General features: G+C 62.1%; 22 protein-coding genes. 11 read left to right on the plus strand and 11 right to left on the minus strand.

Annotation, left to right across the window (positions count from 1 at the left end; all coding sequences use genetic code 11):
• Nucleotides 1-74: 74 nt before the first annotated feature.
• Together tcmP and BPHYT_RS18545 are read left to right on the plus strand one after the other, a co-directional pair.
• Nucleotides 75-911: a three-Cys-motif partner protein TcmP gene (gene tcmP / locus BPHYT_RS18540; protein ID WP_238535600.1), complete on the plus strand. Its 837-nt coding sequence runs from the start codon at nucleotides 75-77 to the stop codon at nucleotides 909-911.
• Nucleotides 912-1,098: 187 nt separating this feature from the next.
• Entirely contained in the window at nucleotides 1,099-2,733 is a 1,635-nt protein-coding gene (locus BPHYT_RS18545) for an anti-phage dCTP deaminase (protein ID WP_012434639.1), read from the plus strand.
• A 992-nt stretch (nucleotides 2,734-3,725) separates the two neighbouring features.
• Here BPHYT_RS18545 and BPHYT_RS18555 read toward each other — a convergent pair.
• From BPHYT_RS18555 to BPHYT_RS18580, 6 genes are all read right to left on the minus strand, one after another.
• Nucleotides 3,726-4,700: a DUF3644 domain-containing protein gene (locus BPHYT_RS18555; RefSeq protein WP_012434643.1), complete on the minus strand. Its 975-nt coding sequence runs from the start codon at nucleotides 4,698-4,700 to the stop codon at nucleotides 3,726-3,728.
• Nucleotides 4,701-5,312: 612 nt separating this feature from the next.
• Nucleotides 5,313-7,130, minus strand: a complete 1,818-nt coding sequence (gene glmS, locus BPHYT_RS18560) for a glutamine--fructose-6-phosphate transaminase (isomerizing) (RefSeq protein ID WP_012434644.1) — start codon at nucleotides 7,128-7,130, stop codon at nucleotides 5,313-5,315.
• Nucleotides 7,131-7,199: 69 nt separating this feature from the next.
• Nucleotides 7,200-8,561: a bifunctional UDP-N-acetylglucosamine diphosphorylase/glucosamine-1-phosphate N-acetyltransferase GlmU gene (glmU, locus tag BPHYT_RS18565; RefSeq protein WP_012434645.1), complete on the minus strand. Its 1,362-nt coding sequence runs from the start codon at nucleotides 8,559-8,561 to the stop codon at nucleotides 7,200-7,202.
• 126 nt (nucleotides 8,562-8,687) lie between these two features.
• On the minus strand, nucleotides 8,688-9,698 hold the full coding sequence (gene ttcA, locus BPHYT_RS18570; RefSeq protein WP_012434646.1) for a tRNA 2-thiocytidine(32) synthetase TtcA: 1,011 nt from the start codon (nucleotides 9,696-9,698) through the stop codon (nucleotides 8,688-8,690).
• 3 nt (nucleotides 9,699-9,701) lie between these two features.
• A complete protein-coding gene (locus BPHYT_RS18575; RefSeq protein WP_012434647.1) occupies nucleotides 9,702-10,097 on the minus strand; it encodes a dihydroneopterin aldolase in 396 nt (131 codons plus the stop codon).
• 90 nt (nucleotides 10,098-10,187) lie between these two features.
• Nucleotides 10,188-11,006, minus strand: a complete 819-nt coding sequence (locus BPHYT_RS18580) for an SDR family oxidoreductase (RefSeq protein WP_012434648.1) — start codon at nucleotides 11,004-11,006, stop codon at nucleotides 10,188-10,190.
• A 13-nt stretch (nucleotides 11,007-11,019) separates the two neighbouring features.
• On the opposite strand from BPHYT_RS18580, the gene BPHYT_RS18585 reads away from it, so the two are divergent.
• Both BPHYT_RS18585 and BPHYT_RS18590 read left to right on the plus strand, forming a co-directional pair.
• Nucleotides 11,020-12,210 carry a class I SAM-dependent methyltransferase gene (locus tag BPHYT_RS18585; RefSeq protein WP_012434649.1) on the plus strand — a complete coding sequence of 397 codons (1,191 nt, stop codon included), beginning with the start codon at nucleotides 11,020-11,022 and terminating at the stop codon, nucleotides 12,208-12,210.
• Between the two features lie 22 nt (nucleotides 12,211-12,232).
• Nucleotides 12,233-12,427 carry a DUF2905 domain-containing protein gene (locus BPHYT_RS18590; RefSeq protein WP_012434650.1) on the plus strand — a complete coding sequence of 65 codons (195 nt, stop codon included), beginning with the start codon at nucleotides 12,233-12,235 and terminating at the stop codon, nucleotides 12,425-12,427.
• Nucleotides 12,428-13,176: 749 nt separating this feature from the next.
• On the opposite strand, the gene BPHYT_RS18595 is transcribed toward BPHYT_RS18590, so the two are convergent.
• The 4 genes from BPHYT_RS18595 to BPHYT_RS18610 all read right to left on the minus strand — a co-directional run bounded on the left by BPHYT_RS18595 (nucleotide 13,177) and on the right by BPHYT_RS18610 (nucleotide 18,089).
• On the minus strand, nucleotides 13,177-14,409 hold the full coding sequence (locus BPHYT_RS18595) for a multifunctional CCA addition/repair protein (protein ID WP_012434651.1): 1,233 nt from the start codon (nucleotides 14,407-14,409) through the stop codon (nucleotides 13,177-13,179).
• Nucleotides 14,406-15,059 carry a glutathione S-transferase family protein gene (locus BPHYT_RS18600; RefSeq protein WP_012434652.1) on the minus strand — a complete coding sequence of 218 codons (654 nt, stop codon included), beginning with the start codon at nucleotides 15,057-15,059 and terminating at the stop codon, nucleotides 14,406-14,408. Before BPHYT_RS18600 ends, BPHYT_RS18595 begins: the two co-directional genes overlap by 4 nt.
• Before the next feature lie 26 nt (nucleotides 15,060-15,085).
• The gene (locus BPHYT_RS18605; RefSeq protein WP_012434653.1) at nucleotides 15,086-16,039 is read right to left on the minus strand and encodes a complex I NDUFA9 subunit family protein; all 954 of its coding nucleotides are present in this window, start codon (nucleotides 16,037-16,039) and stop codon (nucleotides 15,086-15,088) included.
• Between the two features lie 82 nt (nucleotides 16,040-16,121).
• The gene (locus BPHYT_RS18610) at nucleotides 16,122-18,089 is read right to left on the minus strand and encodes a lytic transglycosylase domain-containing protein (RefSeq protein WP_012434654.1); all 1,968 of its coding nucleotides are present in this window, start codon (nucleotides 18,087-18,089) and stop codon (nucleotides 16,122-16,124) included.
• Between the two features lie 77 nt (nucleotides 18,090-18,166).
• Between BPHYT_RS18610 and BPHYT_RS18615 the strand changes: the two genes are divergently transcribed.
• Nucleotides 18,167-18,709 (plus strand): 5-formyltetrahydrofolate cyclo-ligase, encoded by a 543-nt coding sequence (locus BPHYT_RS18615; protein ID WP_012434655.1) that lies wholly within the window; start codon nucleotides 18,167-18,169, stop codon nucleotides 18,707-18,709.
• Nucleotides 18,710-18,752: 43 nt separating this feature from the next.
• Here the strand turns inward: BPHYT_RS18615 and BPHYT_RS18620 are convergent, their stop codons facing one another.
• Complete coding sequence (locus tag BPHYT_RS18620; RefSeq protein ID WP_012434656.1) at nucleotides 18,753-19,265, minus strand: winged helix DNA-binding protein; 513 nt, start codon at nucleotides 19,263-19,265, stop codon at nucleotides 18,753-18,755.
• Between the two features lie 205 nt (nucleotides 19,266-19,470).
• Here BPHYT_RS18620 and pxpB point away from each other — a divergent pair, with 205 nt between their 5' ends.
• The 6 genes from pxpB (at nucleotide 19,471) to BPHYT_RS18650 (ending at nucleotide 26,018) form a co-directional block, all read left to right on the plus strand.
• Nucleotides 19,471-20,124 (plus strand): 5-oxoprolinase subunit PxpB, encoded by a 654-nt coding sequence (gene pxpB / locus BPHYT_RS18625; protein WP_012434657.1) that lies wholly within the window; start codon nucleotides 19,471-19,473, stop codon nucleotides 20,122-20,124.
• Nucleotides 20,121-21,173 carry a 5-oxoprolinase subunit C family protein gene (locus BPHYT_RS18630; RefSeq protein ID WP_012434658.1) on the plus strand — a complete coding sequence of 351 codons (1,053 nt, stop codon included), beginning with the start codon at nucleotides 20,121-20,123 and terminating at the stop codon, nucleotides 21,171-21,173. Before pxpB ends, BPHYT_RS18630 begins: the two co-directional genes overlap by 4 nt.
• 103 nt (nucleotides 21,174-21,276) lie before the next feature.
• A complete protein-coding gene (pxpA, locus tag BPHYT_RS18635; RefSeq protein WP_012434659.1) occupies nucleotides 21,277-22,029 on the plus strand; it encodes a 5-oxoprolinase subunit PxpA in 753 nt (250 codons plus the stop codon).
• A 264-nt stretch (nucleotides 22,030-22,293) separates the two neighbouring features.
• Entirely contained in the window at nucleotides 22,294-23,043 is a 750-nt protein-coding gene (locus BPHYT_RS18640; protein WP_012434660.1) for a DUF969 domain-containing protein, read from the plus strand.
• Nucleotides 23,040-23,996, plus strand: a complete 957-nt coding sequence (locus BPHYT_RS18645) for a DUF979 domain-containing protein (protein WP_012434661.1) — start codon at nucleotides 23,040-23,042, stop codon at nucleotides 23,994-23,996. The genes BPHYT_RS18640 and BPHYT_RS18645 overlap by 4 nt, the downstream gene beginning before the upstream one ends.
• Before the next feature lie 213 nt (nucleotides 23,997-24,209).
• Nucleotides 24,210-26,018, plus strand: a complete 1,809-nt coding sequence (locus BPHYT_RS18650; RefSeq protein ID WP_012434662.1) for a tetratricopeptide repeat protein — start codon at nucleotides 24,210-24,212, stop codon at nucleotides 26,016-26,018.
• Nucleotides 26,019-26,024 lie beyond the last annotated feature (6 nt).

The following is a 26,024-nucleotide window of genomic DNA, read 5'->3' on the forward strand; positions in this document are numbered from 1 at the left end:
GTTTACCCCCTTGTAAACGGCACGTTGCCGTATTATTTGAATCCCCAATACACGCGTTGTTACGCAACAAAAGCGTGAAAAATACAGAATCTGAGAAACCGGTCTACGACCCGGTAGACGGCCTTCCCGTGATGAAGGTCGGTGCGTGGTCGGAACTGAAGCACATCGCCTTGTCCCGTTACGTTGACTCCGCCCGGGGCGCCCGGGCGAGATGGGGCTACACCTCATTTATCGACCTCTTTTGCGGGCCCGGCCGCGTCATCAACCGGGAAACGAAAGAGATGTTGGACGGTGGCGTCCTCACCGCGTGGAAAATGTCCGCGCGCGGCCAAGGCCCGTTCAGCCAAGTGTTTATCGGTGACCTCGACGGCGACGCGGTCGATGCCTGCGAGCGCCGGTTGGTTGCAGCTAATGCACCGGTCCGCTCCTTCGTCGGTAGCGCGATTCAGACCGTCGACACGGTGATGGCAGAGTTGCCACACGGTTTGCATTTCGCCTATCTCGACCCGTTCAGCATCGAGCAGCTGGACTTCGAGCTCATCCGCAAGCTCTCGTCACAGCGTCACATCGACATCCTGATTCACTTCAGCGTGATGGACGTGCAGCGCAATATCGGCGGCGATTTCAAGTTGAGCAGCTCGCGCCTGGATGCAGCAGCGCCCGGGTGGCGTGATGCGCTCAAGCTCGACGTATTACCTAAGCGCGAGCATGTCGGGGCATACCTGGAGTACTGGGAGTCGCTCGTGGTCGAGCTGGCCCGCATGCAGGTGTCGGCGAATAAGCCGCTGTTCGTGAACGCAAATCGCGGCCCGCTGTATCGCCTGATTCACCTCAGTCGCCATGAGCTGCCGCAAAAACTCTGGAATGACGCGGCGTTGCCTAAGTCGACCCAGCAAAGGCTTCCGTTCTGAGCGCAGCCGCCGCTGACACCGCTGGCGACAGCTCGACTTCGGCGCCATCACCGCGCACTCATACGCCACCTATCAACGTTTCGACGGCAATAGAAACACGATTTAAAGTTTGCAGCCGCGGTGCCGCTATCCTGAGTACCCAACCTGCCACATGCCGTGTGCCGTTTAGCTTCAGGAAGATTCGGTCGTGAAAAACAACCTGGCCATCGTCAATCGGTCGAGCGGTCGCGCGAAGCGACAAGGCCTCGGCGACCAAAAGACCATCGACAACACCCGCACGCCGGAAGTGGTGATTGCGCTATGCGGTCCGATGGGAACGCCTTTGCACGAAGTTGCCGAGACGTTTCAGACCCTGCTAGAAGGCACCGACTATAGGTATAAAAAAGTAAACATCATCCGGCTCAGCCAGGAGATTCGACGCTTAACCGGGATGCGCGATGATGTGACATCCATTCGCGAACTCATAGATGCAGGCAACCAGCTCCGAGCGGACCATGATAACGCGGTGCTTGCTCGTGTCGCGATTCAGCAGATTGCGCTCGAGCGCGCAGAACTGAATGAAACTGACGACGCAAAACAGACGGATATGTTCGAGGACGAAGGCATGGCCCCCGATGCCGTCCGGCCAACTAAGTCCGAGCGTTGTTGCCACATCATCGACTCCATCAAGCACATCGACGAGCTACGCCTCCTGCGGTCCGTGTATGGCGACATGCTTCATGTCGTTGGCGTGTACACTCCGATTGAGCTTCGCCTCGAAAAACTGGCCAAACGCGCGCTGAAGGGCGAAGACGTCTACAAGCTCATCGACCGCGATTCTGGGGAGGAGCTCGCCCATGGCCAACGGGTACAGGACACGTTTCCGCTCTCGGACTTTTTCTTGCGCGCAGATAAAGCAACGGATTCACAGCTTCGTGCGCGCGTAAAGCGCTTTCTGGATTTGATGCTCGGGACGCGAATCGCGACACCGACGGTCCAAGAGCGGGCGATGTACGCCGCTTTTTCGGCTGCGCGCAACTCTGCTTGCCTGTCCAGACAGGTGGGCGCTGCTCTGACCAACGAGCGCGGCAACGTCATCTCAGTCGGATGGAATGACGTCCCGAAGCCATTCGGGGGACTGTATGAGACGCAGGACGCCGGCGACTCCTTCGATACAGACCATCGCTGTTGGAATCTCGACGGCGGCCGCTGCTTCAACGACAGCGAAAAAGACGTCATCGCGGAGACCGTCGTCAAAAAAATGGTCGACAACGGAATCATCACACCGGAGAAGCGGAACGCCGCCTATGGCTTGATGCGCCATGACAGCCAGCTCAAAAGCCTGATTGAATTTTCGCGCGCGGTGCACGCCGAAATGCACGCGCTGCTGAGTGCGGGTGCGACCCATGGCAACGAGATTCGTGGCGGAAAACTCTTCGTGACAACGTATCCGTGCCATTCATGCGCGCGGCACATTGTCGCTGCTGGAATTTCCGAGGTGTACTTCCTTGAGCCTTACCGGAAGAGCCTTGCGACCAAGCTGCACTCCGACGCCATCACCGACCGGGAAACGGACACAGACAAGGTCCGAATCATGCCTTTCGACGGGGTAGCACCTTCACGCTTCCTGAAGTTCTTTTCGTCACACGAGGGCGGCCGTAAGAATGGTTCGGGGATGATGAACGTGCGTCCCGCTTTTCCTGTCACAGCAATCACCCTCGAAGCGATTTCAACGCTTGAGGGAATTGCCCTACGTCAACTACAATCCTCGGGACTGGCCGACGATGCGTTGCCAGCTCAAGGAAGTACGGGCTCGGAAGCCGACCCCGACAAGACAACGTAACCCTGCGAGGAAGACATGGACAGAGAAGAGCAGCTCTCGCTGTGTTTTGATTCGGCGGACGACATACGCTCTGCGGCCGCACCCGCAAGGCCCGAGACAGCGGCTCGCGGCCCAGCACGCCAAGCTGTCGTCATTCATCTGGACAAGTTCAAGCAACGGCAAGACTCGAAGCCAGACCCCGTCAAGGCGCGCCTGCTTCAAAAGCTCACGCGTAAGGTCATGTACTTCTGATTTCAGTGTCCATGCATGTTCATGGCACGAACACGATGCTAGGCCCGCTCTGAAAGCGGGCTTTTATCGTTGTGGCCCCAATAAAACATGAGTCAATACGTCTCGGTTTTGCCGTCCTGCTGGCCTCCCGTTGCGCCGGTCAATATCTGAACACAACGGCGACGTTACCGGGTAAACCCGGAGTCAAGGGCACGATGAACCCAGACAAACAGAGCAGGCGCTGCTCGACATCTTAGTGATGGGCAAGACCGAAATCGAGGCAGGCAACTTCCGTGATGCGGATGAGTTCCTGCGAGAGCTCGTCGACAGCGATAAGCCCAGCGGCCCCTTGGGCGACTGAGCCCTTGGAGTTGAAAAGCTCGGGTACATGGAGGTCGCTATTATGGAAAGGAATGGGCCCAGGAATGGCTCTGACGAACCTGGTTGCGCGACCGCGCCGATGACGATTGGAGAAGCCGCCGCAGCTCTCAACGTCTCGACCGAATTCGTTCTGAAATTCTCGGCCGCCGGTGAACTGGGGCCGTCGCCCAAGGCGAGGATGAGTCTCCGCAGTTGTCTGGCAAGTCCATTCTGCTCTTTCGCGACGAGCGGGAGAAGCAGGGATTGGCTGCGCTCCAGGACGTAATCGACGTCAGCCAGGGAACGAGGGCGTACGGGAGCGGCATCGACCGCACGCCTCACGCCGGCCGGCGCTAACAGTTCATGCCAGCAGAGCGAAGTATCGGTCGCGTCGTGACGACGACCCGATGCAACAGGCTGGGCTACTTCTTCTTGGTGTACTGCTTGTCGAGGACCTTCAGGACATTGGTCGAGTAGAACACTTTCTTCGAGCTGCTCAAATTGTTCGGGTCGAGATACCTGACGCGAGTCAATGCTGAGTTCTGCTTCGCCTGCGCGCAGATGTCGTTGAAGGTCTTGTTCTGCACGAAATCTGAGTATCGGCCGCGACACCGCTTCAGCAGTTCGGCGTAGTCCCATGGGAATGCTTGGCGGACGTCCTCTTCCTGCAGGATGACCTTCATGGCGTTCGGGTCCTGCGACAGTTGCAGTTGCGAGGCCATCGCACCGGGGGAGCGCTTTAGCTTTACGTCAACGGACAGGGCGACAAAATACTCTGCCGCGGCGTCGCCATCCGCCGCTTTCTCAAGCTCCGCAAGATATTTGATGAGCCGCTCCTCGTCTGGACTTGTCGGCACAGCCTTTGCCTTCAGATGAGAGCCGACGAAGCCAACTGGAAACAACAGTGACAGGCTCGATGACAAATCGCGCTTGAACCATTGCCCCACGAGAACGACGAAGTTGGTGACGCTCGCGCTGCCGATTTCCAGAACCTGCTTTGAGAACGCCGGACCGATGTTGATGAGGTGCACAGCGTTGTCGCGTATCTCGGTCAGCGACTCGATGTTGGCGCGGACGGCCGCAGGCAACGCAGCGTTTGGCAATTCGTCAAGCCGAGCCATCGCCTTATGCAAATTGATGGTGGTGGGATTACCTGACCTGTTCTGTTTTATCTGGCGCTTTTTGGATGGCTTCCCGTTGGCGAGCAGCTTGTTCGTGAACTCATAGATGGCCGTCTTGTTGCCACCGCTCTCTGCCATCACCTTTGCCTTCAGCAGGAGTTCCCAAGCATTGATGGCAAGGATGGAAAAGCTCTCTTCTCGATAAGGGAAGTTGGGTTTGTTATAAATTTCAATGGCCGCAACGAGGGCCGCTTCCGCCTTCTCCACAAGGCGCATATATCCGCGTGGTCGCACTCACGTCCCCGTCAAGAGCTTACAGAATTCACATCCTAACGGATACGCAGAGCGGGTGTCTTGCCGTATCCGCTGCTAGCCTTATGGAGACAAGAACTGACAAGATGGGCGGCGGAGCCGCTGCTGACTGCCAGACGCGCGTTCCGCCACTAATCAGTGTGCTGCGGGCAGATGCGGTATCCCATTTAGAGGTAGTCAGGCGTGAGCTCGGGCTCAGCGGAGAGTTGGTAAGGTGCCTGCAGCGCGCGTTGGACCGGCCCGGTTGTGCGCAAGGAGTTTTGGATGCAGACCAAAGGAGCCGGTTCAGGAACCGCGGCGGCAACCTTTGGAAGCAAGCGCGTTAGGCGGTTCGGTTGCTCGCAGAGAATTGGCCGGAGGAGTATCCGGAAGGTGCGGTTGAGTGGCTCTTGATAAAGCCCGCTAGCGCGGAACGTGCGCCAATGGAGCCGGCTACGGCGCGGGACTATTAGTTCCGGTTAATCCTTTGCTGTCAAGGAGTTGGACGCGGCTTTGAACCGCCGCTAACTGAAACTAATGGTGCCCACTATCCGAAACTAATAGTGCTCTCCAACCGTCAACGCCCCAGCCGGCAACTCACTCCACCGTCACCGACTTCGCCAGATTCCGCGGCTTGTCCACGTCCGTGCCCCGCGCACACGCCGTGTGATACGCAAGCAACTGCAACGGCACCACATGCAGAATCGGCGACAACAAGCCATAGTGCTCCGGCATACGGATCACATGCAGACCTTCGTCATTGACGATCTTCGTGTCCGCATCCGCGAACACATACAACTCACCGCCGCGCGCGCGCACTTCCTGGATGTTCGACTTCAGCTTTTCCAGCAGCGCGTCGTTCGGCGCCACCGTCACCACCGGCATCGCTTCAGTCACGAGTGCGAGCGGCCCATGCTTCAACTCGCCGGCCGGATAAGCCTCGGCGTGGATATACGAAATTTCCTTGAGCTTCAGCGCGCCTTCGAGTGCGATCGGATAGTGCAGGCCACGCCCGAGGAACAGCGCATGTTCCTTGCGCGAAAACTCTTCCGACCACGCGATGATCTGCGGCTCCAGCGCCAGCACGCTATTCAATGCCGCCGGCAAGTGGCGCAGTTGCTTCAGGTATTCCGCTTCCTGCTCGTCACTCACACGACCGCGCATTTTGCCCAGCGTCGCCGCCAGCACGAATAGCGCAACCAGTTGCGTGGTGAACGCCTTGGTCGACGCCACGCCGATCTCGCGGCCCGCGTGTGTCAGAAACGAGAATTCCGTCTGACGCACCATCGCGCTCGTACCGACGTTACAGACCGCCAGCGTATGTTTGTGACCGAGTTCCTGCGCATGCTTGAGCGCCGCGAGCGTATCCGCCGTTTCGCCCGACTGCGAGATCACGACTACCAGCGACTTCGGATTCGCCACCGACTCGCGGTAGCGATACTCGCTGGCAATTTCCACCTGAGTCGGAATCTTCGCGATCGATTCGAGCCAGTACTTCGCGGTCAGCCCCGAGTAGTAGCTCGTGCCGCATGCGAGGATCAGCAGGCTGTCGATCTCCGCGAACACCTTGCCCGCGCCCTCGCCGAACAGCGATGCGTCGAACGAATCCGCTTGCGGAATCGTGTCGGTGATCGCGCGCGGCTGCTCGAAAATTTCCTTCTGCATGAAGTGGCGATACGGTCCGAGTTCGACCGCGCCGCCATACGCCGCTACCTGACGCACTTCGCGCTGCGCCTCATTGCCGTCGCGATCGGCGATGCGCACGCCATCGAGCGACAGTTCGCAAACGTCGCCTTCTTCGAGGAAGATGAACCGTTCCGTGCTGCCCGCGAGCGCCAACGCGTCCGAGGCGAGGAAGTTCTCGCCCTGACCGAGCCCGACCACCAGCGGCGAACCCTGCCGCGCACCGACCACCGTATGCGGCTGGTCCTTATGCAACACGGCGATCGCATACGCGCCATGCAATTGCCCGACAGTTTCACGCACCGCCGCGAACAGATCGCCGCGATACAGGCTATGAATCAGATGGGCGATAACCTCTGTGTCGGTTTGCGAGACAAACGTGTAGCCCTTACCACGCAGCATTTCACGCAGCGATTCGTAGTTCTCGATGATGCCGTTGTGTACCAACGCCAACGCATCTTTCGAGAAAATCGGGTGTGCGTTGTCCGTGACCGGCGCGCCGTGCGTCGCCCAACGCGTATGGGCGATACCCGTGATGCCTTCGAGGTGGCTCTCGCGTACCTGCTCGTCGAGGTCGGCCACGCGCGCCACGCTGCGCGCGCGGCGCGGCCCGTCCTTGCCGAGCACGGCCACGCCGCACGAATCGTAGCCGCGATATTCGAGGCGACGCAGTCCTTCGATCAGGACTGGAACGATGTTACGTTGCGCTACTGCGCCGACAATGCCACACATGGCTCATTCCTTTTCAATGCTCTAAGTGCTGGATTTCAATGAGCGCGCTTATTACGCGCCTCACGCCTATCAGCTCTTCTTTTTGGTCGGACGCACGTAGCCCGTTTTGCTCGTTTGCGTCTTGTCGTTCAGAACCAGCGCGTCGGCTTCGACATCCTTCCAGACCGTTGTGCCCGCCGCGATCGTCGCGCCGCGCTTCACGCGCACCGGTGCAACCAGTTGCGTATCCGAACCGACGAACACGTCGTCTTCGATGATTGTGCGGAATTTATTCGCGCCGTCGTAGTTGCAGGTGATGGTGCCCGCGCCGATGTTCACGCGCGCGCCGATATCCGAGTCGCCGATATACGTGAGGTGGTTCGCTTTCGAACCGCGGCCGAGCACCGCGTTCTTCACCTCGACGAAATTGCCGACGTGCGACTCGTCGTGCAGCGACGCGCCGGGGCGCAAGCGCGCATACGGTCCGAGCACGGCATTCGCGCCGACTTCGGCGCCTTCGATATGCGTGAATGCGTCGACGCGCGTACCGGCGCCGATGTTCGCATCGCGGATCACACAGTTCGGTCCGATGGTGACGTTGTCAGCCAGCGTCACGCGGCCTTCGAACACGCAGTTCACGTCGATCGAGACATCGCGGCCGCATTCGAGCGTGCCGCGCACATCCAGACGCGCCGGATCGGCGAGCGTCACGCCCGCCACCAGCAGCGCATCCGCCACGTTGTGCTGATGAATCCGCTCGAGTTCGGCGAGCTGCTGCTTGCTGTTCACGCCGAGCGTTTCCCACTCGTCTTCCGGCTGAGTGGTCACGACTTCAAGTCCGGCTTCGATCGCCATCTCGACCGCGTCGGTCAGATAGAACTCGCCTTGCGCATTGTCGTTCTTCAACGCAGCAAGCCAGCGACCCAGACGCTCGGTCGGCGCGACGATGATGCCGGTGTTGATCTCGGCGATCTCGAGTTGCTCGGGCGTCGCGTCTTTCTGTTCGACGATGCGCGCCACTTTGCCTTGCGCGTCACGCACGATGCGGCCGTAGCCGCTCGGGTCCGCGAGCGTGACCGTGAGCACGCCGTAGCCGCCCTGCCCCGCGCGCTCGGTCAGCGCCTGCAGCGTGCCGGCGCGCGTGAGCGGCACGTCGCCGTAAAGCACCAGCGTGGGCGCGGACGGATCGAGCAGCGGCAACGCCTGCTGCACCGCGTGCCCCGTGCCGAGCTGCTGCTCCTGCACGGCGAACTGTACGTCCGGCGCGGCGACCGCTTTGCGCACGGCTTCCGCGCCATGGCCGACCACCACCACGAGATGCGTGGGCTTGAGCGTGCGAGCCGTGTCGATGACGTGAGCGAGGAGCGGCTGGCCAGCCAGAGGATGAAGCACCTTGGGAAGCGCGGACCGCATGCGCTTGCCGGTGCCTGCCGCCAAAATCACAATGTTCATGGCACGGCAAATAGACGAGTTTGGAGGCGTCGATTCTAACACGCACCCTCTAGCGAAAAAGGCCGCTGTGGCGGCCTCGATGCGTGCTGCAATGTGCGGAAACGCCCATACCACGGGCGTTTTTTGTCAAAGATCGTCGAACTGGACGATGGAAATCGACTTGGTCGCGCCAGGCATTGCGCCTTCTGCGGCATCGGTCGAACACGGCTCCTCGTCGAACGCGATATCGCCTTGCGGATCGGCCTCGCCGGTCGCGCGCAGACCCGCGAACGGGAACAGCTTGTGATCCATCAAATGCGAGGGCACGACGTTCGACAGTGCGTTGAACATATTTTCGATGCGGCCCGGGAAACGCTTCTCCCAATCGCGCACCAGCGCTTTCATTTCCGCGCGCTTCAGATTCGGCTGGCTGCCGCACAGGTTGCACGGAATGATGGGAAATTCACGCAGCTCGGCGTACTTCTCCAGATCCGTTTCCTTCACGTAGGCGAGCGGACGGATCACGATATTCTTGCCGTCGTCCGATTGCAGCTTGGGCGGCATGCCCTTCAGCTTGCCACCGTAGAACATGTTCAGCAGCAGCGTTTGCAGAATGTCGTCGCGATGATGGCCGAGTGCGATCTTGGTCGCGCCGAGTTCGCCGGCCACGCGGTAAAGAATGCCGCGCCGCAGCCGCGAGCACAGCGAGCAGGTGGTCTTGCCTTCCGGCACCAGCCGCTTGACGATGCTGTAGGTATCCTGATTCTCGATGTGAAACGGAATGTCGAGCTGCTTCAGGTACTCGGGCAGCACGTGCTCGGGAAAGCCGGGCTGCTTCTGGTCGAGATTCACCGCGACGATGTCGAAGTTGATCGGCGCGCGCTCACGCAGCCGCATCAGGATTTCGAGCATCGCGTAGCTGTCTTTCCCGCCCGACAGGCACACCATGACCTTGTCGCCGTTCTCGATCATGTTGAAGTCGACGATCGCCTCGCCGACCTGGCGCGCGAGCCGCTTGAACAGCTTGTTGTTCTCGTACGCTTCCTTCTGCTCACGGCGCGTGAGCGGCGTCTTGGCACGCGCGGCGGTTTGCGTGGCCTCGGTTGCGTCGGCAGGCGAGGCGGTCGCGGCGCCGTTCAGGATTTCCGGAGCATTCATGGCTTAATCCTCCTTGATACGGAAGACTTCGACGCCCACCGCGTCGCAATCAGGATAAACGTCCGGCTTTTCCGTCGACACGCGCGCGGCCCGCACTTGCGGATGCTCCAGCATGGTCTTGACGAGGTCGTCGCAGAGCGTTTCCTGCAAGTGGATGTGACCTTGCTCGACGCGGCGCGAGATGGTGGAGCGCATGAAGTCGTAGTCGACGACTTCGTTCAGCTTGTCCTGAACCGGCGTGGACAGCGCGAGCGGCACGAACAGTTCGACGTTGATCACGACGCGCTGTTCGCCGCGCTTTTCGAAGTCGTGCACGCCGATGTTGATGTGCACTTCGTAATTGCGCAGAAAGAGCCGGCGGCAATCGGCGAGCCGGGGATGCGAAAGAGCGGCAAACATGTTCGTTCCAGTCGAAAAAGGCGTGCGGAGCACGCAAAGGGACGCTTCACGGCACGGCGGCCGCCGCTATCACGGCCGGCCGCGCGCGCTTCAGGCGCCCGTCAAAAACATAACGTCGCGCGGCAGGGGCACGAGGTGCTGCCCGCCGTCGACCACCAGCGTCGTTCCGGTGACGCCCGCTGCATCCGCGAGATACAGCGCGGCGGCGACAATATCCTCGGCCCGCGACGCGCGGCCCAAAGGCGTAGTACGGTGAGCGGCTTCAAAACCTTGCGGCGTTTGATCGCCGGATTGCATCGTCAGACCGGGCGCGAGTCCGACCACGCGCACTTTCGGCGCCAATGCCTGCGCCAGCGCGACCGTGGCTGTCTGCAACGCCGCCTTGGTCAGCGTGTACGACAGATAGTCCGGGTTCATGTTGTACAGCTTCTGATCCAGCACGTTGATGACGACGCTACGCAGGCTTTCGTCGGTGCGCGCGGCGTCCGGCGTCGCCTCGAACAGCCTGCGCGCCAGCACCAGCGGCGCGCCGACGTTCATCGCGGTGAGCTTCAGCAGCAGTTCGTAACCGACGGTTTGCGCCGTGTCTTCCTCGAAGCGCGACGCATTGTTGACGATACACGACGGCCGGCCCAAAGCGTCGATACAAGCCGGCAAAAGCCGCTCGACTTGCGCTTCATCGCCTAATTCCGCCTGCAAGGCGACGGCCCGGCGGCCCAGAGCGGTGATTTCAGCGACCAGTTCGTCGGCTTCCTCACGCGAAGCGCCGTAGTGGACGGCCACGTCCCAGCCACGCGCGGCAAAGCCGAGCGCGAGCGCCCGCCCGATACGGCGGGCGGCGCCGGTAATCAGCACGACGCGCGGCGTTTCGGGCGCGCGCGGGGCGGCGGTGTCCAGAGAGGCGGTCATTTACAATGCGGGGATGAATCCGAAAGCTCACCAACCCGATAGTTTACCTGCTCCCGGCCCGAGCGCGCTTGCGCAGTCCGAAGCGCTGGTCGCGCAGATCCGTGCGGAGCTCGATACCGCTGGCGGCTGGCTGCCGTTCGATCGCTACATGGAACGTGCGCTGTACGCGCCGGGACTCGGCTATTACAGCGGCGGCGCCCGCAAATTCGGGCTGCGCGGCGACGACGGCAGCGACTTCGTCACTGCGCCGGAACTGTCGCCGCTGTTTGCTGCGACACTGGCGCGCCCGGTTGCCGAGGCCTTGCAAGCGAGCGGCACGCGCGACGTGATGGAATTCGGCGCCGGCACGGGCAAACTCGCCGCCGGCGTGCTGAACGCGCTCGACGGATTGGGTGCGGAATTCGACAGCTACTCGATCGTGGATCTGTCGGGCGAGCTTCGCGAACGCCAGCGGGAGACGATCGAAGCCGCGGCGCCCACGCTCGCTGCCAAAGTGCGCTGGCTGGATGCTTTGCCGGAGCGGTTCGAGGGCGTGGTGATCGGCAACGAGGTGTTGGACGCGATGCCGGTGCGGCTGTTCGCGTTCAACGGCGGGGCATGGCTCGAGCGCGGCGTGGTGTGGCGCAACGGGGCGTTCGCATTCGACGACCGGCCTGTGTCCGCCGCTGCGGATCTCGCGCTGCTGTCGGAAATCGAAACCGCCGGCGAAGCCTACGTGACCGAAACGCACGAAGCCGCGAGCGCATTTACGCGAACCATCTGCACGATGCTTGCGCGCGGCGCGGCCTTCTTCATCGACTATGGTTTTCCGCGTCACGAGTATTACCATGCGCAGCGTGCACAGGGCACGTTGATGTGTCACTACCGGCACCGGGCACATGGCGACCCGTTCCTCTATCCGGGCTTGCAGGACATCACGGCGCATGTGGAATTTACCGGCATCGCCGAAGCGGGCGTCGAGACAGGGGCGGACTTGCTGGGGTTTACGTCGCAAGCGCGGTTTCTGCTGAATGCCGGGATTACCGACGTGTTATCTGAAATCGATCCTGCGGATACGGCGAGATATTTGCCTGCGGCGAATGCGGTGCAGAAGTTGTTGTCGGAGGCGGAGATGGGTGAACTGTTCAAGGTGATTGCGTTTTCGCGCGGACTGGATGACACGCTGCAAGCGTTTTCCAGCGGCGACCGGTCGCATACGTTGTGAATTTTTGCTTCAGGAGCTGGCCATGATTCGCTGGCTGTTGACTACGTTTATCGCCGTGGCGGTGTTGTCGTCTTGCTGGCCGTGGCTCAGGAAAATTGGTATTGGGCGGTTGCCTGGTGATGTGACTTTGCGGATTTTTGGGCGGGAGTATCCGTTTCCGTTTATGTCGACGTTGGTGCTTTCTATGGTGTTGTCGATTGTTGCCAGGGTTTTGTAGGTTGGGTTTTTTTGCCTTTGGCGGTGGGGGTTGCTTCTTTGTCTGGTTGGCTGGGGGTGTTGGCCTTTCCTTGAATTTTTAGTGGTCTATTAGTGTTGCCCCTGTGCGGGGCGGCACCTACTTCTCTTTGCCGCCGCAAAGAGAAGTAGGCAAGAGAAAGCGGCTCACACCGCTAATTCTTAAGCGGGTCCCCCGCGCAGTCACGGTAGTGGTGCATCTGGAATCTGTGCTCTCGCGCATTCGGCGCCTTTGACAAAGCAGTCATACATCCGGCGGCGCTGCGCGCGCCGTCGCGGTCGTTCGGCAAACCAACCTCGGATTTTTTCACTCTTAATAGTTAGGATAACTACTGTACAGCGCCTAAGTGCAACGTCGAAGAGTTGAGCAGCCGAGTTTGACATCTGCCCAGTTCCGACGCGGAGCCAGTGCCCGCAATGCGAACGACTCCCTGTTTTTCAGCCGGACCGTTCCGGCGAGCGCGCAGCGCGAGGCGGGAAGAATGAGTGCTGTGTCACAGGCGCAAAATGTGCGAGAGCACAGATTCCAGATGCACCACTACCAAAACTGCGCGGGGGACCCGCTTAAGAATTAGCGGTGTGAGCCGCTTTCTCTTGCCTACTTCTCTTTGCGGCGGCAAAGAGAAGTAGGTGCCGCCCCGCACAGGGGCAACGCTAATAGACCACTAACAATTCAAGGAAAGGCCAACACCCCAAGCACAACGAACCACACCAAACCGAGCACCAAAACCCTCATGAAATAGCCAACTCCACAGCCCGCACCCGCTCCTGATGCAAAGCATCCTTAATCCCCGCAGGCGCGTCAGCAAGCCGCTTAGCCACAGCACCGGCATCAACACCTCGCGCAGCGACCAAAGCCACCCTCAACCGCTCAGCCTGCGGATACTCCCGCCTCTCAAACCCAAGCCGTCCGCGAGCATCCGCCTCACAAGCCTGCAACGCTTCAGCAAACCGCGCAGGTTTCCGAATCGCATCACTGCGCTCCAACAACCTCACCAGCGCGGCAGCGCCCATCTCCATCACGCGATGAATATTGCCATGCTCACGCGCAACCAGCACCGCAAGATCGCGGCAATCGTTCGGCACCCGCAACCGCTCGCATAACGGTTTCAACAGATCCACGCTGCGCCCCTCGTGGCCAATATGCCGCGGCAACATATCTTCGGGCGTCGTCGCCTTGCCGAGATCATGCGCCAGCGCAGCAAATCGAACCTGCAGCGCATAACCCTGCTGCGCGGCATGATCGACCACCATCATCACATGCACACCCGTGTCCACCTCAGGGTGATAATCGGCGCGCTGCAGCACGCCAAACAGCGCGTCAATCTCCGGAAGAATCCGCGCCAACGCCCCACACTCGCGCAGCACCTCGAACATGCGCGACGGCTTCTTCTCCATCAACCCGCGCGACACTTCCTGCCACACGCGCTCAGCCACCAGCGCATCCACTTCGCCGTCAGCCACCATCTTGCGCATGAGCGCCAGCGTCTCCGGCGCGACCGTGAAGTCCACAAAGCGCGCGGCAAACCGCGCGATCCGCAAAATCCGCACAGGGTCTTCCAGAAACGCATCGCTGACGTGACGAAACACGCGCGCCTGCACGTCACCCTGACCGTTGAACGGATCGATCACCGGGCCGGTCAACTCGCCGTCCGGGCGCACCTCGCGCGCCATGGCGTTGATGGTCAGATCGCGGCGCGCCAGATCTTCTTCGAGCGTGACGTCCGGCGCATAGAAGAACTGGAAGCCGTGATAGCCGGCCGCCGTCTTGCGCTCCGTGCGGGCGAGCGCGTACTCCTCATGCGTCTGCGGATGCAGGAAGACCGGAAAATCCTTGCCCACCGGACGGTAGCCCTGCGCCACCATCTGCTCCGGCGTCGCACCGACCACCACGTAATCACGGTCCTGCACCGGCACGCCCAGCAACTCGTCGCGGATCGCGCCGCCTACTGCGTAGATGTTCATGGGCACACGTCCAGGTACGGAACCGCGTGCGATTCACTCAGCGCGTCGTCGATCCACGCTCGCACCGCCGGCAGTTCCGTCACGCGCCGCATATAAGCTTTGGAGACTTCCGACAACGCCGGCTGCCACGTTTTAAAACGCATCACGACCGGCGCGTACATTGCATCGGCAATGCTGAACTCGCTGAATAAAAACGGGCCGCTGTAAGTCTCGAGACAGTCGCGCCAGATCGCCTCGATCCGCGCGATATCGGCGAGCGCGCCCGGCGTCGCGTTCTTGCCCGGAAACGACGCGCGAATGTTCATCCACATGTTCGAGCGCAAATCCCCGAAGCCCGAATGCATTTCCGCGCTCACGCTGCGCGCGCGACTGCGTGCCGCCGCGTCGCGCGGCCACAGCGCGTGTTGAGGAAAGCGCTCGGCCAGCGTTTCGGCGATCGCCAATGAATCCCACGTGGCCGAACCGTCTTCGTTGACAATGCATGGGATCTTGCCCGGACCGGATGGCGCAAGCGCGAGCACTTTCGCGTTGGTGTCCGGCTGATTCAGATGAATCAACACTTCCTCGAACGGAATGTCGAAGTGTTTGAATAGCAGCCACGGTCGCATCGACCACGACGAGTAGTTCTTATCACCAATAAGCAGCTTCATGCTTTGTATAAGGAATGGGAGAAAATTTAGCGTCCCGCGTTGGCGCGGAATGTGTCGAAGCGTGAACGCGTCGACGCACCGGTCAGATAGATCGGCGCGATCGCTTCGATGCTGGCCGGCTCGATGCCGAGTTCGGGCGCAAGCGGTCCGCTCAACACGTTGTCGACTTTCATCGAATCGAGATTGTCGCGCGAGATCACCGGTTCGCCGGGCGCCATTTCGAACGTCAGCGCCTGCAGCCGCGCTAGCGCCTCCGGCAAGCGGATGATGCGTGCATGCTTGCCGATCACATCGCCGCAATATTTGACGAGCTCTTCGAGCGAGTAAACGGTCGGGCCGCCGAGTTCATAAGTGCGGCCGCTGGCGGCATCGAGATCGAGCACGTTGACGATCGCCTTCGCCACATCGCCAACATAGACCGGCTGGAATTTCGCATCCGGCATGGCGAGCGGAATCACCGGAAACATCCGTTGCAGAACGGCGAACTTGTTGAGGAATTGATCTTCCGGACCGAACACCACGGAAGGCCGGAAAATCGTCCACGCCAGATTCGCTGCGTGCACTGCCTTCTCACCGTCGCCCTTCGAGCGTGTGTACATGCTTGGACCGTTCGGATCGGCGCCCAACGCGCTGATATGCAGCAGCCGGTGCACGCCCTTGCCTTCGCATGCGGCCACGATTTTGGTCGGCAATTCCACGTGCATCCGCGCGAACTCGGGCCCGTAGGGCGTGCCGCGTTTGCCGTGCAGCGTGGCCACGAGATTGATCACGCAATCAGCGCCTTCGACGAAGCGCGCGAGTTGAACCGGATCGAACACGTCCGCTTCGATCACGTCGATGGGCAAGAGGGTGAGATGGCGGGCGTTGTAACGCCGCCGGGTGGCGATGCGCACGTCTTTGCCCATTTCGACGAGGGCGTTGACGAGATGGCTGCCGATAAAACCGGAGCCGCCGATAATCGCAATGGCTTTATGTCGCATTTTCGACTCCCTGGTGGAAGCCGCGGCAACGGCTGGCGTGGCGCGCCGCCGCCTCTGAATGAAGCGGCGGCGGCACGGCGCTTTACGGTGCGATATAACCCAGACGCGCCTTCAGCGATTGCGGACGGCCTTCGAACAATGCCGCGTAATAGACCGTGTTGGACAACACATTCTTAACGTAGTCGCGCGTTTCCTGGAACGGAATCGCCTCGGCGAAGATCGCGCCTTCCACCGGATGCTGCAAGGACTGCCGCCAGTTGCGCGGACGACCCGGGCCGGCGTTATAGCCCGCGGTGGCCAGCACGGCCGACCCATCGAACTGATTGTAGATCATCGACAGATAGTTCGTGCCCAGCAGGATGTTGGTGTTGATGTCGTTCATCTGTTCGCGCGAGATCGGACCGAGGCCGATCTTCTTCGCGACCAGTTGCGCGGTGCCCGGCATCAACTGCATCAAACCGCTCGCGCCGACTTCCGAGCGCGCGTTCATGATGAAGCGCGACTCCTGGCGAATCAGGCCGTAGGCCCACTCCACGTCCAGCCCATTCGACTGCGAATCGCGCTCGACGATATCCTTGAACGGCGACAGATAGCGCAGCGAGAAATCATGCTCGCTCTTCGTGCGATCCGCCGTGTTGACGGTGCGGTCATACAGTTCAATTCGGCGCGCGTATTCGGCGGCCGCGATCAATTGCCGGTCGCTCATGGTGCGCAGCGGCCAGTTCCATTCGCGATTGCCTTCGAGCCGCAGATTCAGCGCGTAGAAACGCTGCGCCAGATCGAAACCGGGCGTGTTGCCGGCCTGTTGCACTTCGGCGTCGCTCACCGTGGTTTTCGGCGGAACCGTGATCTTCTGGCCCAACTCTTCCGCCGCCAATTGACCGTAGAAGTTGTAGCCCTGCGAGATCGACTCGAATTCCTGGTTGGCGGTGGTCGTGTCGCCGGCCTGCTTGAGCGCGCGGGCATGCCAGTAGACCCATGACGGCTGATTGCGCAGCGCAGCGGGCATCTGTTCAATCGACCAGCGCACCATCGTCCAGTCGCCCGCGAGCAAGGCGGTGCGGGTGCGCCACTCATACGCGGGATTCGACAGCGGCGCATTCACCGACAGGCGATACCAGTCCACCGCACTCGGCATCTGCTTGGTGGCGGCCTGATAGGCAATCGTGCCCCAGCCGATGGCGCGTTCGGGCGAACTCAGCGACGGCGCCACCGACGCGAACGTGGCCGCGGCCATGGCCGGATCGTTGCGCGCCATGCGCGTGATGGCCAGCAGCGCGAGCTGATGCGACTGCGTATCCGGGCCGACGCCGCGCGCGAGCAACAGCGGCGGCGTGGTGGTGGCCTGATTGAACAGCACCGGATCGGGCGGCTGGTTGCTGAGCGCGTCGACGAGCTTGGCGCCCGTGTTGGTGTAGTTCTGTTCGTAGGCGAGGCGGATCTGTTGCCACACGTCGGCGGAACTGAACTGCTGGTTGATGGACAGCGAGGTGATCAGATCGACGCAGCCGTCGCCGTACCACTTCGGATCGACCAGCAGCGCGCGCGCTGCGTCGGCGACGTTTTCGCCACGCGAGGCACGCGATTCGAGCGCGTAGCATTTCACCTGGGTATCGTCGTTCAGCACGAAGCGGGCGTATTGCTGATCGAAGTTGCGCCAGTCGTGCCGCGCCCCGAGCACCGTGAGGTAGTCGTTGCGCATGCGGTCGGCGATCGCCTGGCCGTCGTACTTCTGCAGGAACGCCAGCACCGGCGCGTCCGGCGCGTCGATCCGCGCGTGGCCGCTCGAATCGAACAACTGCGGCTTGATCTGGAAGTACTCCAGATACGAAGGCGCCGGATAGCTCGGGATCATGGCGGCCAGTTGCGCGGCGCGCCCTGCGTCATTATTGCGGGAGGCTTCGCGCAATTGGACGAAGATCTGGTCGTCGTTCGTGAGTTGCGAAAGGGGAAGGGGCTTGACGGCGGAGGCCGTGCTGCACGCGACGAGTGCCGCAGCGGCAAGCGCCAGACCGGCCGCGCGATATACTCGGTAAAGGCGTTTTGACATCGTTGTTTCTGGAGCGCGAATTGAACCCAAGCATAGCATGCAACCCTGCCGCGGAATCGAAAAAGGCGCTGCGGAAAATGCTATTGGAAGCAAGGCTGCAGGCCGCTTCCGACCCGGCGCACAATACCGCGCTCGCCCGGCACCTGCTCGATGCATTGAAGCAGTACGGCGTGCACAGCGTGGGATTCTACTGGCCGCTCGCCGGCGAGTTCGACGCGCGCGCCGCGATCTCGGTCTGGCTTGCGGCCGATGCGCAACGCGAGGCGAGTCTGCCGGTGGTCAAGGAACGTAGCGCCCCGCTTGAATTTCACGCATGGACGCCCACCACGCCGATGAGGATCGGCCACCACAAGATCGGCGAACCCACGTCCGGACGCATCGTGATTCCGCAACTGCTGTTCGTGCCGTGCGTGGGCTTCGATTCGCATGGCTATCGGCTCGGCTACGGCGGCGGCTATTACGATCGCACGCTGGCTGCGTGGCCCGCAGAGACCAAGCCGATCACGGTCGGCATCGCGTATGAAGCGTGCCGCACGCAGGCATTTCTACACGAAGTCCACGACATTCCGCTCGATCTGATCGTCACCGAGGCCGCGCTTTATCCGCGCCCGGTGGATTGAGCATCCTGTAAGCGCCGCGCTGCGGCAAACAGACATCCCTGAGTTATAAAGACGCCGCCGCCCGCGCGGCCGTGTCGTAAAGACCTGAGGCGTTGCGCATCAGTTGCGCCGCTTCGCCGATCTGCTCGTTGGTCAGGCCGCTTTCCTTCAGCGTTGAAATCAGACAGCTCTCGCGCACCTCGCGATATTTCAGACAAAGCGCGCGGCCCGCATCGGTTGCCGAGAAGAACACTTCCTTGCCGGTCTTTTCGCTTTTTACATACCCTCTAGCTACGAGCTTCTTCAACGCGTAGGTGGCGACGTGCGTGTCCTCGATGTTCAGCACGAAGCAGATGTCCGCCAGCTTCTTGCGGCGCTCGCGATGGCTGACGTGGTGCAGCAGCGAAACCTCGATGGCGGTCATATCTTTTTCGCCCGCCGCCGACATGCAGCGCACCATCCATCGGTTGAATGCATTGCCCGCCATGATGAGCGCGTACTCGAGTTCGGACAGTTCCGCGCTGGTCTCGGACACGAGATGTTCCGAGGAGACGATCTTGGTGGGATGGCGCGACATGGTGACGATTCTCGGCAAACAGGTTGGGAAGGTGTCGGGAGTGTACGACGCGCGTCGAATCCCAGGGAGCCTGGCACAAACGCTTATTGAGAAATTGTTGATATTTTATTGATAATGTACGCTTCAACCGTCGCCTGCCCTATGCCGATAACCGATCAAAGGCGTGCTGTGCCCGAATCTTCCGACTCGACCTGGGCCCTAATCCATGAGCCAACCTAGAATCTTTCCGCTCGGCGATGCCGCGCTAGTCTGCGAAGCGCCGCCGCCCGCCACGCTGGAATGCCAGCGGCGCGTGTGGGCGGCCGCCGAGGCCGCGCGCGACTGGCCGCATGTGCTGGAGGTGGTGCCGGGCATGAACAACCTCACGCTCGTCTTCGACCCGCTCGAGGCCGACCGCGACGCGCTGGTGAGCCATCTTCAAGCGGCCTGGGATGCGGTGAGCGACGCGCCCGCGCTGGGCCGCGAAGTCGAGATTCCGGTGCAGTACGGCGGCGAGTTCGGCCCCGATCTGCAGACGGTCGCCAATCACACAGGCTTGAGCGTGCGCGAGGTCGTCGAACGTCATTCGCAGGGCGACTATGTCGTGTTCTTTCTCGGCTTCCAGCCGGGCTTCGCCTATATGGGCGGCCTCGAAGCCGCGCTGCATACGCCGCGCCGCGCGTCGCCGCGGCTGGAAGTGCCGGCCGGCTCGGTCGGCATCGGCGGCGAACAGACCGGGATTTATCCGGCCACTTCGCCAGGCGGCTGGCAGTTGATCGGCCGCACCGAGCTGCCGCTGTTCGACCCGGCGCGCCGGCCGCCCACGCTGTTGCAGCCGGGCGACCGGGTGCGCTTCACCATCGCGGGGATACACGCATGATCGATGTGATTCGCGCGGGTCTGTTGACCACGATTCAGGATCTCGGCCGTCACGGCTACCGGCACCTCGGCGTCGCGATGGGGGGCGCGCTCGATCGTCTGTCGCTCGAAGTCGGCAACCGGCTGGTCGGCAACCGGCCCGATGCAGCGGGTCTGGAAATCACCTTCGGCCCGACCGTGCTGCGCTTTCTGCGCGCCACGCGGGTCGCCATTACCGGCACCGAATTCGGCGCGACGCTCGACGGCAAGCCGGTCTACTCGTGGTGGAGCCTGCCCGTGCAGGCCGGCCAGGAGCTGGTGCTCAATGCGGCGAAGCGCGGCATGCGCGGCTATGTGTGCGTGGCGGGCGGCGTCGACGTCCTGCCGATGCTCGGCTCGCGCAGCACCGATCTGGCCGGCCATTTCGGCGGACTCGGCGGCCGCGCGCTGCGCGACGGCGACCGCCTGCCGGTCGGCGCGCCGCCGCAGCGCGGCCATCTCGGCTTTACCCCCGAGGCGCCGGAATTCGGCGTGAAGGCGCCCGCCTGGTGCAAGTTCGTGCTGGTCCATGAGCCGCTGCGGCGTGGCCGTCATCCGTCGGGCGTGCCGTGGGCGGTGCCGATCCGCGTGCTGCGCGGACCGGAATACGAGAGCTTCACCGATGAAGCCCACGAGTCGTTCTGGTCCGATGAATGGCTCGTCACGCCGAACAGCAATCGCATGGGCTACCGCCTCGCGGGCACCGAACTCAAGCGCACGCGTAAGGCCGATCTGCTTTCGCACGCCGTGCTGCCCGGCACGATCCAGGTGCCGCCGAACGGCCAGCCGATCGTGCTGATGAGCGACGCGCAAACCACCGGCGGCTATCCGAAGATCGGCGCGGTGATTCAGGCCGATCTGTGGAAGCTCGCGCAAGTGCGCCTGAACGCCGCGGTCCGCTTCATCCCGACGACGCCCTACGAGGCGCGTCAGGCTTTGCTGGAAGAACGTACGTATTTGCGGCAGATCGACGCCGCGATCGCAATGCATGAAGAACGCTGCGCACGGCAGTCGGCCGTCGCGACACTGTAACGACGAACGATAAGCGTCTCCAACCTGGTGCTTCGCGCCAGTTGCCGGGGAGCCCAGGAAACCTGCGGCCGCCCGGCGTTTTGTTGAAAAGTAGAGGAACACCATGGAAATCGATTTGAACGCCGATCTCGGCGAAGGCTGCGGGTCCGACGAAGCACTGCTCGACCTGGTCAGCTCGGCGAACATCGCGTGCGGCTGGCATGCGGGCGGCGCCAACGCGATGCGCGACTGCGTGCGTTGGGCGGTGCAGAAAGGTGTGTCGATCGGCGCGCATCCGAGCTTCAACGACCCGGAGAATTTCGGCCGCAAGGAAATGGATCTGCCGGCCAGCGACATCTACGCGGGCGTGCTCTATCAACTCGGCGCGCTGTCGGCGATTGCCCAGGCCGAAGGCGGGCGCATTGCGCACGTCAAGCCGCACGGCGCGCTCTACAACCAGGCCGCGCGCGACAGCAAGATCGCCGACGCGATCGTCTCGGCGGTGCACGATTTCGATCCATCGGTGGCGGTGTTCGCGCTTGCCAACAGCGGACTCGTGACGGCCGCGCGCAACGCGGGTCTCGTCGCCGTCGAAGAAGTCTTTGCCGATCGTGGCTATCGCGCGGACGGCTCGCTGGTGCCGCGCAAAGAACCCGGCGCGCTGCTCGACGACGAAGACGAAGTGCTGACGCGCACGCTCGCCATGATTCGCGAGCAACGCGTGCAAGCCGTGGACGGTCAATGGGTGTCGCTGAACGCACAGACCATCTGCCTGCACGGCGACGGTCCGCATGCTCTGGCGTTCGCGCGGCGCATTCGCGGCGCGCTGCAGGATGCGGGCATCGAGGTCCACGCGGCCGGCGCGGCGCGCGCCTGAAGCGTCGCTAGGAGCGCGAGCCGGACAGCGCGATTCAAACCTTCTGCATCTTGCAACGCCCCGCTTCAAGCGGGGCGTTTGCCAGGTACAGGACGCATTGCAGTACCCGCAGTCGATCAGCAGGCGCAGGTGTAGTTGCAGGTGTAGTTCGAAGCAAACGCGGCCATCAAGAGCCGCAGCAACAAGACGGCGTCTGGACCACCAGCCGCCGGCCCACGTTAGCCGTCACAAGCGGCGAGGTTGAAACCCTGTTTGGAGATCCAGATGCAGACAACAGTCAGTCTATGGCCGCTCATTGGCGTGGCCGTCATCATCGTCGGCTTTTTATTACGGTTCAATCCGATGCTGATCGTGGCGGTCGCCGCGATTATCACCGGCCTGGCCGCGCACTTCCCGCCTGAAAAGATTCTTGCCGATATCGGCACCGGCTTCATCAAGACCCGCAATATCCCGCTGATCATTCTCCTGCCACTCGCCGTGATCGGTTTGCTCGAACGGCACGGCTTGCGCGAACGCGCGCAAACGTGGATCGGCGGCATCAAGGCCGCGACCGCCGGGCGTCTTCTGATCGTCTATCTGCTGGTGCGCGAGCTGACCGCCGCGGTCGGTTTGACCGGGCTAGGCGGCCATCCGCAGATGGTGCGTCCGCTGATCGCGCCGATGGCCGAAGGCGCCACCGAAACCCGCTTCGGCAAGATCAGCGACGCGGTGCGTTTCAAACTGCGCGCGTTCTCCGCGGCGACCGACAACGTCGGCCTGTTCTTCGGCGAGGACATCTTCGTCGCGTTCGGCGCGATCGTGCTGATGACCACCTTCCTGAAAGAAGCAGGGATCGTCGTCGAACCGATTCACGTGGCCGTGTGGGGCATTCCGACCGCGATCTGCGCGTTTCTGATTCACGGCTTCCGCCTCTATCTGCTCGACCGCAAGCTCGAGCGCGAACTGCGCGGCAATGCCACGGCGAGCAACGCCGCCGGTACGTCGACGCAATCCGCCGCAGGAGACAAAGCATGACGCTCACGATCACCTATCTTTTCTGGCTGCTGGGCGTGGTGCTGCTGGTTGTCGGCGGCATGATCGTCACGGACAAGGATCACCCGCGTCGCTTCACCGCCGGCGGTTTCTGGATTCTCTACGCGCTGATCTTCCTTATCGGCGACAAGCTGCCGCCCGCCGTGGTCGGTGTGCTAGTGATCGTCATGGCGCTGATCGCCGGCTTCGGCGGCGTCACCGCGGGCAAGCCCAGGGTGCTGTCGCTCGAAGCACGCAAGGCGAGCGCCGCGCGTCTGCGTAACAAGCTGTTCGTGCCCGCGCTGACCATTCCGGTCGTCACCGTGATCATCACGCTGTCGGCGAGCCATCTGGTGTTCGGCGGGATGCCGCTGGTCGAGAAGGCGAACGTCACGCTGATCGGCTTCGGCATCGGCTGCGTGATCGCGCTGGCGATCGCCTGCGTGATGACGCGCGACACCGTCGGCCAGTCGATGAAGGAAGCCCGCCGCCTTGTCGACGCGCTGTCGTGGGCCGCCGTGCTGCCGCAGATGCTCGGCATGCTCGGCCTCGTGTTCTCGGACGCGGGCGTCGGCAAGGCCGTCGCGCACGTGACAACGGCGTACATCAGCCTCGACTATCGCTTCATTGCGGTGGCCGTGTACTGCATCGGCATGGCGCTGTTCACCATGGTGATGGGCAACGGCTTCGCCGCGTTCCCGGTGATGACAGGCGGCGTCGGCGTGCCGATTCTGGTGGGCGTGTTTCACGGCAACCCGGCGGTGATGGTCGCGATCGGCATGTTCTCCGGCTACTGCGGCACGCTGATGACGCCGATGGCCGCAAACTTCAACATGGTGCCGGTCGCGCTGCTGGAGCTGCCGGATAAGAACGCGGTGATCAAGGTGCAGATTCCTACCGCGCTGAGCTTGCTGGTCGTGAATATCTTGCTGCTGAATTTCCTGATGTTTTTATAGGACTCTTACCGCTGGTATTGAGCTGTACCGACGCATCGCAGGATCGCTCTGCGATACGTCGGTGAAATGGACTCACTGCAACGCGCGGATGCGACCGAATTAGGATGCGTCCGATCGTCGGGAAATGGGCGGCGACCCTACGATGCTGGACGCTCTCCCATCCACACGCCGGTGCGCGCAACGCACGCCGCCGACGCTCTCCCGCAGGTTTCCATGGAACACCGATCCCAGCCTGATCGCGTGCGCACCGAACCGTCGCACGCCGCTTACCTTGCCTCATTGATCGACGCCGCGCTCGAAGCGCATCAAGCGGGCCGGCTCGACGCCGCCGAATCCCTCTATCGCGAAACCCTCGTGCTCGATCCTGCTCATACGGGAGCGCTGCACTACTTCGGCGTGCTGCAATTCCAGCGCGGCGATCACGACACGGCCGCGAGCCTGATGAGCCGCGCACTCAAACTCGACCGTCACGATGCCGCCTGCTGGAGCAACCGCGGACTCGTGGCCGCCGCACTCGGCCACCTGGACGAAGCGATGATCTGCTATGACCAGGCGCTGCAACTCCAGCCTGATTTCGCCGATGCGCACAACAACTTCGGCGTCGCACTGCAAGCGCAAGGCGATCTCAGTGAAGCGATCGAGCAGTATCGATTGGCGCTGGCCTCGAACCCCATGCTGCTCGACGCACGTCTGAACCTCGGCACGGCGCTCAGCAAACTTGGGCACTTCGACGACGCGTTGGCGTGCTATCGGGAGGCCTTGTCGCTCGATCCGACATCGGCGGAAGCGCACTTCAATGTGGGCAATGCGCACAAAGCGCGAGGCGATCACGGCGCGGCAATCGCCAGCTTCGAGCGAGCGCTTTCGCTGCGCGCGAATTACACCGAGGCGCACATCAATCTGGGTAGCCTGATCGGCAAGCTCGGCGACTACGCGGGCGCTGAAGCGCATTACCGGCGCGCGGTCGCGCTCAAACCGAATCCGACTCACCTCGTGTGTCTGGGCGGATCGCTCGGCGCGCAAGGTCGGCTGGACGAAGAGGAAGGCTTTTATCGCCAGGCGCTCGCACTCGATCCGCACTACGCGGACGCGCATCAGAATCTCGCGTGGCTGTTGCTCAAACGCGGCGACTATCGACAGGGCTGGGCCGAATTCGCGCTGCGCTGGCGCAAGAGCGACTATGACGCGATCGCGGTGCCGGGCGTTGCTGAATGGCGTGGCGAGTCGTTAGAGGGGCGCCGTCTGTTGCTGGTCGGCGAGCAGGGTTTCGGTGACCATTTCCAGTTCCTGCGCTTTGCGGGCGTACTCGCCCAGCGCGGTGCAACGGTCGAGCTGTGCGTGCGCGAGCCGCTGCTGCCTTTGGTCGAACGCATCGCGGGCGTGCATCGCGCATTCAGCGGCAAACCCGACGGCCAATACGATTTCTGGGTGCCGATGATGAGCGTGCCCTCGTGTATCGGTTTGGATCGTCTTGCCGACATTCCCGCAGAAGTGCCCTACCTGTTCGCCGACAAAACGAAGATCAAGGCATGGCGCAAACGTCTCGGCGCGACCGACAAGTCGAAGCGCAAGGTGGGACTGGTCTGGGCCGGCAGTCCTGGATTCGGCAACGACCGCTACCGCTCGATGCAACTAGCCGAACTAGACGCGCTCAGCGACATTGAAGACATTGCCTGGTACGCGCTGCAGAAAGGCCCCGCGCATGCGCAACTGGCCGAGGCGCCGCCCGCTTTCCGTGCCCACGATTTCACAGCCGAGCTGAACAGCTTCGAAGACACGGCCGCGTTGATCATGAACCTGGATCTGGTGATCGCCGTGGACACCGGCGTCGCGCATCTGGCCGGAGCGTTGGGCAAACCGGTGTGGTTGATGTTGCCCGCCAATTCGGACTGGCGCTGGCTCGAAGCACGCAGCGACTCACCGTGGTATCCAGGAATGAGATTGTTCCGGCAGCCGATGCTAGGAGATTGGGCGCCGGTGGTCGAGGACGTGACCGGCGCACTGCGCGAAGGCGGGATCTAACTGCCA

Origin of the sequence: Paraburkholderia phytofirmans PsJN, assembly GCF_000020125.1 — a bacterium.
GTDB classification, from domain to species: Bacteria; Pseudomonadota; Gammaproteobacteria; order Burkholderiales; family Burkholderiaceae; genus Paraburkholderia; species Paraburkholderia phytofirmans.